At 44.5% G+C, this 11,434-nt stretch carries 10 protein-coding genes; 6 read left to right on the forward strand and 4 right to left on the reverse strand.

The window, feature by feature from the left end; genetic code table 11:
- The first annotated feature begins 1 nt into the window (after position 1).
- Complete coding sequence (locus IP510_RS12885; RefSeq protein ID WP_227669766.1) at positions 2 to 898, forward strand: DUF1176 domain-containing protein; 897 nt, start codon at positions 2 to 4, stop codon at positions 896 to 898.
- A gap of 46 nt (positions 899 to 944) precedes the next feature.
- On the opposite strand, the gene IP510_RS12890 is transcribed toward IP510_RS12885, so the two are convergent.
- Positions 945 to 1,163: a DUF2788 domain-containing protein gene (locus IP510_RS12890; RefSeq protein ID WP_194365234.1), complete on the reverse strand. Its 219-nt coding sequence runs from the start codon at positions 1,161 to 1,163 to the stop codon at positions 945 to 947.
- A 600-nt stretch (positions 1,164 to 1,763) separates the two neighbouring features.
- Between IP510_RS12890 and argS the strand changes: the two genes are divergently transcribed.
- From argS to IP510_RS12905, 3 genes are all read left to right on the forward strand, one after another.
- Positions 1,764 to 3,593, forward strand: coding sequence for an arginine--tRNA ligase (gene argS / locus IP510_RS12895; protein ID WP_194365235.1), 1,830 nt, complete (start codon positions 1,764 to 1,766; stop codon positions 3,591 to 3,593).
- Between the two features lie 87 nt (positions 3,594 to 3,680).
- On the forward strand, positions 3,681 to 4,478 hold the full coding sequence (locus IP510_RS12900; RefSeq protein ID WP_194365236.1) for an SPOR domain-containing protein: 798 nt from the start codon (positions 3,681 to 3,683) through the stop codon (positions 4,476 to 4,478).
- A gap of 131 nt (positions 4,479 to 4,609) precedes the next feature.
- Positions 4,610 to 5,704 (forward strand): PTS transporter subunit IIC, encoded by a 1,095-nt coding sequence (locus IP510_RS12905; protein ID WP_194365237.1) that lies wholly within the window; start codon positions 4,610 to 4,612, stop codon positions 5,702 to 5,704.
- Positions 5,705 to 5,802: 98 nt separating this feature from the next.
- Here IP510_RS12905 and IP510_RS12910 read toward each other — a convergent pair whose 3' ends face one another.
- The 3 genes from IP510_RS12910 to clpP all read right to left on the reverse strand — a co-directional run bounded on the left by IP510_RS12910 (position 5,803) and on the right by clpP (position 9,201).
- Positions 5,803 to 6,789 carry an SDR family NAD(P)-dependent oxidoreductase gene (locus IP510_RS12910; protein WP_227669768.1) on the reverse strand — a complete coding sequence of 329 codons (987 nt, stop codon included), beginning with the start codon at positions 6,787 to 6,789 and terminating at the stop codon, positions 5,803 to 5,805.
- A 353-nt stretch (positions 6,790 to 7,142) separates the two neighbouring features.
- A complete protein-coding gene (gene clpX / locus IP510_RS12915) occupies positions 7,143 to 8,417 on the reverse strand; it encodes an ATP-dependent Clp protease ATP-binding subunit ClpX (RefSeq protein WP_194365238.1) in 1,275 nt (424 codons plus the stop codon).
- A 109-nt stretch (positions 8,418 to 8,526) separates the two neighbouring features.
- A complete protein-coding gene (gene clpP / locus IP510_RS12920) occupies positions 8,527 to 9,201 on the reverse strand; it encodes an ATP-dependent Clp endopeptidase proteolytic subunit ClpP (RefSeq protein ID WP_413786491.1) in 675 nt (224 codons plus the stop codon).
- Between the two features lie 665 nt (positions 9,202 to 9,866).
- Between clpP and IP510_RS12925 the strand changes: the two genes are divergently transcribed.
- Together IP510_RS12925 and ureA are read left to right on the forward strand one after the other, a co-directional pair.
- A complete protein-coding gene (locus IP510_RS12925; protein WP_194365239.1) occupies positions 9,867 to 10,952 on the forward strand; it encodes an urease accessory protein UreD in 1,086 nt (361 codons plus the stop codon).
- A gap of 144 nt (positions 10,953 to 11,096) precedes the next feature.
- Positions 11,097 to 11,399 carry an urease subunit gamma gene (ureA, locus tag IP510_RS12930; protein ID WP_194365240.1) on the forward strand — a complete coding sequence of 101 codons (303 nt, stop codon included), beginning with the start codon at positions 11,097 to 11,099 and terminating at the stop codon, positions 11,397 to 11,399.
- Positions 11,400 to 11,434: the final 35 nt, after the last annotated feature.

An 11,434-nucleotide genomic window follows, 5' to 3' on the forward strand; every position in this document is an offset into this window, starting at 1 on the left:
TATGGTTCAGTTTTTACCAGAGGTTTCAGAAAAAAGCCAAAATAACGTTGCGCTGTGGCTAAATGGTAAAAACTATGGCCGCCTGCAACCAAGTTCAGACAGCGGTCTATATGATTTAACAGCTAAGCAAACGAATAGCTTGATCAACAGTGCTCGCCTGAATACTAAAATAGAGATAAAAGCGGGTGACAACAGTTGGACGGTCAGTGACAAGGGCATGGGCGCTGTGCTGCTGAAGCTGGATGAGGTACAAGGAAGAGTGGGCACACCAATCGCATTGGTCAGTAAAAACAGCACGCACAAGCAAACGCCCAAATCTGCCAAGCCAAAGCCAGTCATCAAAAAGGCGTTTTCGTATTCGGGAAAAGACAATAAGACACTGTCTGCATCAAAACAGGCTTACTTTGAGGCCAATATCAACAGGTGGATAAATATTGATGATGAGCAGTTTGTAGGATCTGAAGATGCGACGGGAAGCTGTGAGCTTATAAATCCTGAAAGTGAGACTTCTATAAATTTTGCAAAGTATGCTGGCAATAGCGCTGGTTGGGACTTTATCCCTATTGATGCCACTCATACTTTAGCTGTCCATAGCTGTTGGATGGGTGCTTACAACGCAGCTAGCGGATATTGGCTTATAGACAATGCAAAACCTCGTAACCCTCAGTTAATTACCACCTCAGGCAATGATTATTTTGAAGGTGAGATTTCGGCCAATCATAAAGATAGAGGCATTGGCGACTGCTGGAACAGCAAAAAATGGGTGTGGAATGGTACCACCTTTGCAAAAATGGCAGATTCTAGTACAGGCATGTGCAAAGGCTTTGCGGGTGGCGCATGGGACTTACCCACTTATGTGAGCGAGGTCATTGAAGGCAAGCGCAAAAGTGATAAATAGCCATAGGCTTTATATAGTCGTTTCAATATAACTTATAGAGGATTAACTATATCAGCCATCTTTTAAACGCTACTTCTAGTAATATTTTGAGTAGAAAGCCCACAAACCCTGCACCCAGCGCTAAAAATATCCAAAAGGTACCAGCGCGCCCAGCTTCAGACTTTTTAGAGATATCCCATACGATAAAGAAAAGAAAAGTGATAAAAATGGGTAACAAGACATACAGTCCCCAACTGGTGACGGTACTAGCAGCAATCGCAAACATGGCATAATCCTATAAAGTAGTCACGCATCATCTATATTTAGAAGCGTCATACAAACGGTGATTATAACGCGGAAGTACCGATGTATAAACTACTGCCCAGTATGAGGCAACAGTAACGCTACAATTGACCAGATAATCAAATCGCTAATGCTTGAGGGTTAATATCATCTTAGTTTTACTCATTTAAAAAATACATTAATAAGGCTTTTCCTTGTTCTAGGGCGTGTCTTCAATTCAAAAATGGTGATAAAAATGAGATAAATTGCCGTCAAACAAGGAAGATAGCGCAGATAATATCGGGATGTTAACCAGCTATTTGACGATGTTTGGCAAGATTTAGCCATTTTTAGCCCATTGAGATAACTATCGAGTGAATTGAAGACACGCCCTAGCTGCTAAGACGAATTGCCATAACGATAAGATTTTAGTGCTAATTTTGGCGCAAATAGTGCAATAACGTGCAAAGATTGTTATATTTACAGGTTACTTATCTTTTTACATCATTCTATCCCTACAATGTCGGTTGCGATTATCATCAGCCGTTATCGACTGCTCGCATTCATACCGTTTTGTTGTTTATTTAATTGAGTTCAAATCCTTATGTCACAAGCCCAAATTGATACGCTTGCATCACTATTCAATGATGCGATTAAAACCTTACAAGCAGATGGCACGCTACCAAGCGATTGGCAGGATAATAGCCAAATCACTCGTACTAAAGACCTAAGCCACGGTGATTTTGCTAGCAACATCGCCTTGACTGCGGCTAAAGCGGCCAAAGCCAATCCACGACAACTTGCCGAAAAAATCGTTAGTGCACTGCCTGAGAACCAAGATATTCGCCAAGTAGAAATCGCAGGGCCAGGGTTTATCAATGTATTTTTAAATGCAGAAGCCAAATTTTCGGTATTAGACGATATTTTCACCTTACAAGATCGTTTTGGTTTGAGCGAGCAGTTTACCGGTCAAAAAGTCCAAGTTGAGTTCGTTTCTGCCAACCCAACGTCGAGCTTGCACGTCGGTCACGGGCGCGGTGCAGCATTTGGCATGAGCGTGGCCAACTTACTAGAAGCAATCGGCTACGATGTCACGCGTGAGTATTACGTCAATGACGCGGGTCGTCAGATGGATATTTTAGCGACCAGTACGTATCTGCGTTATTTAGAAGCCAATGGCGAACAAGTGACCTTTCCGGTCAATGCTTATCAAGGCGACTATGTCAGCGATATCGCACAAACGGTCAAGTCACAACATGGCGATAGCTACATACACAGCTTCGCAGACATCGCAAAAGATGTGCCAGCAGATGCTCAGTTTGAAATCAATGCTGATGGCGAAAAAACGCTGGTCTCTGGTGATAAAGAAGCGCACATTGATGGGCTAATCGCCAATAGTAAAGCGTTGCTTGGCGATGGCTATGAGCTGTTTTTAAATGCCGCATTGAGCAGTATTTTGGCGGATATCAAAGACGACTTAAATGACTTTGGCGTGAGCTATGAGTGCTGGTTTAGCGAGCGCTCTATCGAGAGCGAGATTGAGCCTGTCCTACAGATATTAGACGAAAAAGGCTATCTATACGAAAAAGACGGCAATATCTGGTTCAAATCAACTGATTTCGGTGATGAAAAAGACCGTGTGGTACGCCGTGCCAATGGTCAGTCTACGTATTTTGCCTCTGACATTGCGTATCATAAAAATAAATTCGATCGCGGCTTTGATAAAGTCATTAACGTGTGGGGCGCTGACCATCACGGTTATGTCCCACGTGTAAAAGCAGCGCTACTAGCACTGGGTATCGATGCCGAACGTCTAGATGTAGTGCTCGTACAGTTTGTGGCGTTATGGCGCGGTTCTGAAAAAGTGCAAATGTCATCGCGTTCTGGACAGTTTGTGACTCTGCGTGAGCTGCGAGCAGAAGTTGGTAATGATGCTGCGAGATTTTATTATGTGGCACGTAAGCCTGAAGTACATGTTGATTTTGATTTAGAGCTTGCCAAATCACAAAGCAAAGACAATCAAGTGTATTACATTCAATATGCGCATGCGCGTGTTTGCCGTGTGCTAGAAAAACTGGCAACCTATGACTTAACAGTAGATGATGCCGTTGGTTTGGCACATCAAAACCTGCTCATTGCACCGAATGAAGATGAGTTGATTAAACTGTTGGCAGGCTATCCTGCGACACTGTTACGTGCAGCGACCGGTTATGAGCCACATGTCTTGACCAACTACCTAAAAGAGCTAGCGGCATTGTTCCACGGCTGGTATGACAGCAATCGTATCTTGCCGATGAGTTTGACCTCTGGTGACACGCCAAGCTCGGATGAGATCGACTTAATGCAAGCCCGTCTGCGCTTGTCTAAAGCCACTAGGCAAGTACTGGCAAATGGGCTTGGTCTGCTAGGTTTGTCTGCACCGTCTAGCATGTAGTAGCCATTTAACATATAGAATAAGTATAGACAGCTGATAGCAGTAATTCGATGATGACAGTTAAATTCAGTAGGGAGAACGAGATCCATGCTAGCCAAAAAACCTAAAGGTGCAACCGAAAAGCGCAAATCCAGTAGCGTATCAGGCTTATTGTGGATGTTTGTTGGGGCCGTATTGACCCTTATGATTGGGGTATTTATCTACCTTTCACCATTATTCAACTTCAGCCCCGCTGATGGTAGCGCCGACAATGATCCTGATCGTCAAGTGCAGCCACGCGTGGATACTGATACCGATAATGGTGATTATGAGTTCTACGATATTTTACCCAATCAAGAGATGGCAACGATTCCTGATGAAGACATCGCTGACATTGATAATGATCGAATAGGTGATATCGGTGCGTTTGAGCCAGATGTTGTGGTGACACAGCCTGATGGGGCAGGCACCAGCGTTACAGAAGGTACGGGTGTCTCTGAAAGCGCGGTGGGTGAGTCGGGCAGTGGTAACGCTGCGGGCGATGATATCGTTGTCGTTGAAGAAGATGCGACATACGATGGCACGCCACCTGCTAGTACCAGTAACACGACAACCCGCAATAATAATGCAGGCGCAGGGACGGCGAGTGTTCAAGCAGCCAAACCTGCGGCGACCTATATTTTGCAGATCAATAGCTTTAGTGATGCAGATGAGGCAGATCGTCGCCGTGCGCAAGTACTGATGGCAGGTGTCGATGCTCGTGTGGTCAAAAACACGACGGGCAATGGCTTACCTATCTATCAGGTCATCTCTCGTCCACTGAATAATCGTCAAGCAGTAACGACGGCACAGCAGCGTCTACAAAACAATGGTATTGATTCTATCATCGTTGAGCAGCGCCGTTAGAGTCAGCAGTTTGCAGTTGTGGTATTTATCAATAAAAAAAGCGTCGTCATGACGCTTTTTTTATCGCTTTATTTTGTTAACAAGCTTTCTAATTGTTTTGTCCAATCAAAATATTCACGAAGAGTATGGTTATGACCGCATCTAACTCAGTAACACCGCCAGTAGGTATTATTAAAGCATTCTTTCAGAAGTATTTTATCGATGCGTTTACGGGTATGGCGTTAGGCTTGTTTGTCACGCTGATTGCTGGACTGATAATCTCGCAAATCGGTGGCTGGTTAGCTCTGCCTGCATTGGTCGCTGTCGGGAAGCTTGCCTCCATATTAATGGGCGCAGGTATCGGCGTAGGTATTGCCTACTATCTCAAAGCGCCAACGTTAGTCATGCTCAGCTGTCTAGTCGCAGGCATGCTTGGCGCGCATTCTGAAGCATTAATGGCAGGGACGCTTTTCACCCCACAAGTGGGTGGACCTGCAACCTTTGTAGCACTGCCGGGTAATCCGATAGGGGCGTATTTGACATCTGTATTCGCTTATCGCGCTGGCACTTGGATTGCTGGTAAGACTAAGCTTGATATTTTACTAGTGCCGCTACTGGTATGCGGTGTTGCGCTATTGGTCTGTGCGTTACTGAATCCACCTATCGTGGCAGGAGTCGCTGCTATCGGACAGGGTATTCATGCCGCTACTGAATTACAGCCACTATTAATGGGTGTCGTCATTGCCGTCGTGGTTGGTATTTTATTAACGCTACCGACATCAAGTGCAGCCATTTGTATTGCCATTGGACTTGGTGGGTTGGCTGGCGGTGCAGCAGTGGTTGGCTGTGCGGCGCATATGATTGGTTTTGCGGTTGCGAGTTTTAAAGACAATGGCGTGAGTGGGGTGATATCTCAGGGATTAGGCACTAGTATGCTACAAATCCCCAATGTACTAAAAAAGCCTATTGTTCTATTACCCGCCGTCATTGCTAGTGCGATTGTTGGCCCTATCGCGACTGTCGGATTTGGGTTAGCTTGTACGGCGACAGGTGCGGGTATGGGTACTGCTGGTTTGGTCGGTGTATTTGGGGTCATCGAGGCATCACAAGAAATCATGAGCACGGGTCAGCTATGGACGGCGATTATTTTATTGATGTTTGTATTGCCTGCGCTGATTGCAGGATTGGTTGCTTATATCATGCGCCGTATGGGCTGGTTGGTCGCAGGTGACATGAAGCTGCCCTGATATACGGGAAACTCAATCCACATGTCTTAGCCAATCTTATAAAAACTAGACAAAAAGCCCAGCTACGATAATAGCTGGGCTTTTTGTATGTGAACTCTTTACTTAACGGTCTTTAGTTTTTTATGGCGACGTGGCTTTAGTTTTAGAGACAGTTGATGAAAATCGTTTAGTATCTGGCTGTAGTGAGAGGGGAAAACGCGTTGGATCGCATCAATCATCTTGGCATCATTGCCAATCAAGCAGCGCTGCTGGTTGGTTGCTGCCGCATGTAAGATAATCCAAGCCGCTTGACTGGCATCGAACTTTAGAAACTTATTAAAACTTCTGATGGCTTTGGGTCCTGTACTCATGCCAATATCATGAATGCTGTCGTTGCCGCGTGCACTGTTGGCGATATTGGTTTTGATACCACCTGGATGGATACAAGTGGCTGATACGCCACAGTTCTGAATATTTAGCTCTTGGCGTAAGCTCTCTGTGAAGCCGCGTACGGCAAACTTGCTTGAATTATAGGCGGACTGCGACGCCTGAGCAGTCAGACCAAAGAGACTTGAGATATTAATAATATGACCATGCTCGCCAAACTGGCTCTGCTTGACGCTATTTTTAATCAAAGGTAAAAACGCTTTGGTGCCGTATACTACGCCCCAAAAGTTGATGTTCATTACCCATTCAAGCTCACTAATGCTACTGCCTTCAACGGTGGAATAAAGTGCGACGCCTGCATTGTTAAAAATGAAGTTAACTTTGCCATGCTCTACCATCACGTTATCAGCCCATGCTTGCACTGCTTTATTGTCTGACACATCCAGTACGGTTATAGTGACATTGACATCATAACTGGCAAGTAACTGTTTGGTCGCTGCTAGCTGTTCAAGATTGATGTCAGATAGTGCAACATGACAGCCCATTTTTGCTAAATGAATGGCTAACTCACGCCCCATACCAGAGCCTGCACCTGTGATAGCAGCGACATGGTTGTGGTAGTAGGAAGCAACGTCAGAGTTATCTAAGGAGGCATGAGATGAAGAAAATGGCAGATGCTGGCGTAATGAGGTTGCCATAGCGGTCACAGGGTTCAGCATAATAAACAATCCTTTGTATTATTAGTAGGGTCTGTTGAACATTCAAATGTGGTGCTGGCATTAGGATAAAGCTCGAAACAGACGCTATCTACATTAGCATGATTTGTGCTGATGCTTACTCGCGATTGATAAACGCTGCTGTCATTTTATGATAGATACCTGTCACTTCAACTTAGGACATGCGCTAGTATTTGAGTCATCCTTAGCTCGTACTAGCGTTATGCATAGTCAGATTTTTGATGACTAGGCCAGTTAATGAGTAGGCATAAAAAAAGCGCCTTAGCTTATGCAGCCAGACGCTTTTTGTTGTCATCACTCATTAATCATAATGAGTGATGTTAACGGCACGATAATTAAGAAATTTCAGGCGTTTTACCTTCATTGATGACTTGCTCATCAACCAGTACCGTTTTTGCATTTTCCATAGAAGGCAGCTCGTACATAGTTTCAAGTAGCGCGTTTTCTACGATAGAGCGTAGACCACGAGCACCAGTTTTACGCTCCATTGCCTTCTTAGCGATGGCATCTAGTGCTTCTTGCGTAAAGCTAATCTCAGCACCTTCCATGTCGAACAAGTACTTGTACTGTTTTACCAGTGCATTCTTAGGTTCAGTCAGGATCTGTACCAATGCCGCTTCATCCAGCTCTTGTAGTGCAGCAAGAACGGGCAGACGACCAATCAGCTCAGGGATCAGACCAAACTTGATCAAATCTTCTGGTTCAACTTCTTGTAACAACTCTGAGCTACGACGGCTGTCGTCTTTTGAGCTGACATCAGCATTGAAACCAATACCACCTTTTTCGGTACGTTGCTGAATGACTTTGTCTAGGCCAGCAAACGCGCCGCCCACGATGATTAGGATGTTGCTGGTATCGACTTGGATCAGCTCTTGCTGTGGGTGCTTACGACCACCGTGCGGCGGAATAGCAGCCACGGTGCCTTCGATTAGCTTGAGCAGTGCTTGCTGCACGCCTTCACCTGACACATCACGGGTGATAGATGGGTTGTCGCCTTTTTTACTGATTTTGTCGATTTCATCGATATAGATGATACCTTGCTCAGCTTTGGCCACATCATAGTCAGAAGCTTGCAGTAGCTTCTGCACGATGTTCTCAACGTCTTCACCGACATAACCTGCTTCAGTCAGTGTTGTAGCATCAGCCATCGCAAAAGGCACATCAAGCAGACGAGCTAAGGTTTGGGCAAGCAATGTTTTACCAGAACCAGTCGGACCGATTAGCAAGATATTACTCTTAGCCAATTCTACCATTGCATCATCAGCGCCAATTTTAGACTTTTTGCTGTCGTTAGCTAAAGTTTGGCTAACTTTTAGACGCTTATAATGGTTATAAACGGCAACGGCCAATGCTTTTTTGGCAGCGTCCTGACCGATGACATATTCATCAAGTTTGGCACGCAGCTCTTTTGGGGTTGGTAGCTTTTTATTGATCCAAGAAGTATCGATATCGCTATCGTCATCGCCGTGCTCGGCACTGTCTGCGATTAAGTCAGTACATAGCTCGATACACTCATTACAGATATTGGCATCGTCAGCCGCAATCAGTTGCTTTACATCGCTTTTGGCTTTACCGCAAAACGAGCACTGCGGGGTATTATCTTCTGCCATAAAAGGCGCTCCTAAAATTTAAAACTTACAAATATTTTGATTGTTTGCATCAATGCCAAAACGCATCGCGCTCAGGCAGTTGATACTCATCAAGGCTGTTATATGCTAATTATAAAGAAGTAGGGCGGCGCTCTAGCACTTCATCAATCAAGCCGTATGCTTTTGCTTCATCTGCATCTAGCCAGTAATCACGCTCAACATCTGTTTCGATTTTTTCTACAGTCTGGCCTGTACGCTCAGCCAATATCTTGTTCAAACGCGCACGAGTTTTTAGAATTTCACGAGCATTGATTTCGATATCTGTTGCTTGACCTTGCGCACCACCTGAAGGCTGGTGAATCATCACACGAGCATTGGCAAGTGCATAACGTTTACCTTTTTGACCGGCGGCCAATAGGAATGAGCCCATGCTATAAGCCCCGCCCATACAGATGGTCGATACTTCTGGCTTGATAAAGTTCATGGTATCAAAAATCGCTAAACCAGCACTGACTGAACCGCCTGGTGAGTTGATATATAAGTGGATGTCTTTGTCTGGGTTCTCAGCTTCTAAGAATAGCAGCTGCGCGACGATTAGATTGGCCATATGGTCTTCAACTTGACCAGTCAAAAAGATAACGCGCTCACGTAACAAGCGTGAAAAAATATCAAACGAGCGTTCACCGCGTGAAGACTGCTCGACAACCATAGGCACTAATGCAGCTTGGGTGGTTTGTACTTCTTTGTGCGCACTCATCAGCATATCAAAATGTGGATTGGCAGTGATGCGATCATAATCTGTCATAGAAACGTCCTATCGATAAATGTATAAAATAAAAAAGGATTGAATGATTTTATTGTCTGGTAGTTTTTGACTAATGGGTTGTTTATAAGGGGGCTGCGCTCACTATTCAAGCCTATAAAACCGGTTTGTGCATAGAATACCTGATTAACAGCACTACAATCTACCTATCTTACTGACTAAGTTTGAGAATAATAAGGTATTTTATGCCTTTACTGATCAGGTATTACCATAAACTATCCAGTCAAAAGTTATACCAACAAATTGCACTGTTATAGATAAGATGTATTGTTTTGGTGCATGAAAGCGCCACGCTGAGGGATGGCAGACATCAAAAAAACTGATGAGGGAAAGGTCAAAAATATATTGCTGTTTTCAATGACGGATATAAATTGAGAAAAGTACAAGCAAATCAAAGTTTTGAGCCGATATGGTTAGTTCATTGATTATTTTCTATTCATAGTTGGCACGATGATTGTATCAGTCAACATATTGACCCTTTATTTATTGGTTCAGCGCTGTGTTCGATACGCTATTCGCGCTCTACGGCGCTGAGATTGTTTAGCTATTATTTTAGCTAAGGCTTTAAAGTATGACGTTGAACAAGATTTTGGATGATAAACCTGTAAGATATTGGATTATGTTTAATTGGTACATGAGTATATAAAATGAGTTGGGCTTCTTCCTTAGCATTAAGTTTTGACAGCGTTAAACGCACGAGTACGGCCCAACATAAGGCTGCCGACTCTAAGACGCGGCTATATCACCGCAAGCATACGGGTGCTTTGATGGTACAGCGTGCTCTGTATCCTGAACCGCGTGTGCAGCAGGGTATTTGTCATGTATTGATGCTATATCCGCCAGCAGGTATCGCAGGTGGTGATACGTTGGCTATAGACCTGCGTTTAGATAAGGACAGTCATGCTGTCATTACGACACCAGGGGCGGGGAAATGGTATGGCAAAGACAGTGTCAGCCAAAAAAGCAAAACCTCGCATCGCCAGTCACCCACGCAAAGCGCTTGTGATAAAAATTCTCTAGTAGAACAAGGCAGTGTACATAGTAATGATACTGACCAAGTAAGCGTCGTACCAAATGACATGGCTGAATACGCTAGCCAAAAGGTATACGCCACATTAGACACAGATGCCCGTCTAGAATGGCTACCGCAAGAGAGCATTATTTATAACGAAGCCAACATGCATGCGACGAGTCGTTTTCAACTAAAGGATTCGTCTAGTCTCCTGACATGGGAGATTAGCGTCTTTGGCCGTCAGGCATATGATGAGCAGTTTTTGCAAGGGTATTACCATACAGGGCTGAATATCTACCGTGAAAGCAAAGTCATCGTTGCCGAACGTGTGGCACAGTTGGCACAAAGCCGCTGGTTTACATCGCGTTTAGGGCTAGCAGGGCAGCATATCTACGGGTCGTTTTGGGCGGTGCCAAGTTTAAGTGACGTACATCAAAAGCCTTTATCGTCATCAAAAGCACGAGAAACGACAGAGACTGCGCAAGCGACGACTAAGCAAGCCTTAACCCGTTATTTGGACAGTACGATACTGACTTTGCGGCAAGCAATCACAGAAGCGGATTTACCTGTCTATTGCACCCACAATTATCAAGCGATTAATATCCGCTATATTGGCACAGATGTGCGAGGCTGTTTTGAGGCGTTCTATCAGCTTAGAGAAGTATTGCGTGAGCACTGGTGGCAACTTGAGCCGTGTCGTCCACGGATTTGGGACACGTGATTTTTGATTAGATACTATTTAATTAATTTGTTATGACATTAATCTGATAAAAGAAGACGCAATCGCCATTTTTGTTAAGGCATTAAACGTTTGAAGGTCGCTACTCTGTGACACAGAACATTATAAATACAATAAGGAAGCTCCATGCATTTGACCCCAACAGAAAAAGACAAGCTCATGCTATTCACGGCTGGTATGGTGGCTGAACGCCGTAAAAACCGAGGTGTTAAGCTTAACTATCCCGAAGCCATCGCTTATATCAGCATGCTATTGATGGAAGGTGCTAGAGATGGCAAAAGAGTGGCCGAATTAATGAGTGAAGGCGCTACCTATCTGTCTGTTGACGATGTGATGGAGGGTGTGGCAGAGATGGTAGATGAAGTGCAAATCGAGGCGACGTTCCCTGATGGTACCAAGCTGGTTACGGTGCATAATCCCATCGTGTAGCACTGAAATGATAACTATAAAATAAGGCGACTCTT

Source organism: Psychrobacter sp. NG254, assembly GCF_015277735.1.
Taxonomy (GTDB): Bacteria; Pseudomonadota; Gammaproteobacteria; order Pseudomonadales; family Moraxellaceae; genus Psychrobacter.

Bases quoted from the DNA above. Each gene is read 5' to 3' on its own strand.
- IP510_RS12885 (WP_227669766.1), top strand. From the start codon at position 2: ATGGTTCAGTTTTTACCAGAGGTTTCAGAAAAAAGCCAAAATAACGTT.
- IP510_RS12890 (WP_194365234.1), bottom strand. From the start codon at position 1,163: ATGTTTGCGATTGCTGCTAGTACCGTCACCAGTTGGGGACTGTATGTC.
- argS (WP_194365235.1), top strand. From the start codon at position 1,764: ATGTCACAAGCCCAAATTGATACGCTTGCATCACTATTCAATGATGCG.
- IP510_RS12900 (WP_194365236.1), top strand. From the start codon at position 3,681: ATGCTAGCCAAAAAACCTAAAGGTGCAACCGAAAAGCGCAAATCCAGT.
- IP510_RS12905 (WP_194365237.1), top strand. From the start codon at position 4,610: ATGACCGCATCTAACTCAGTAACACCGCCAGTAGGTATTATTAAAGCA.
- IP510_RS12910 (WP_227669768.1), bottom strand. From the start codon at position 6,789: ATGCTGAACCCTGTGACCGCTATGGCAACCTCATTACGCCAGCATCTG.
- clpX (WP_194365238.1), bottom strand. From the start codon at position 8,417: ATGGCAGAAGATAATACCCCGCAGTGCTCGTTTTGCGGTAAAGCCAAA.
- clpP (WP_413786491.1), bottom strand. From the start codon at position 9,201: ATGACAGATTATGATCGCATCACTGCCAATCCACATTTTGATATGCTG.
- IP510_RS12925 (WP_194365239.1), top strand. From the start codon at position 9,867: ATGAGTTGGGCTTCTTCCTTAGCATTAAGTTTTGACAGCGTTAAACGC.
- ureA (WP_194365240.1), top strand. From the start codon at position 11,097: ATGCATTTGACCCCAACAGAAAAAGACAAGCTCATGCTATTCACGGCT.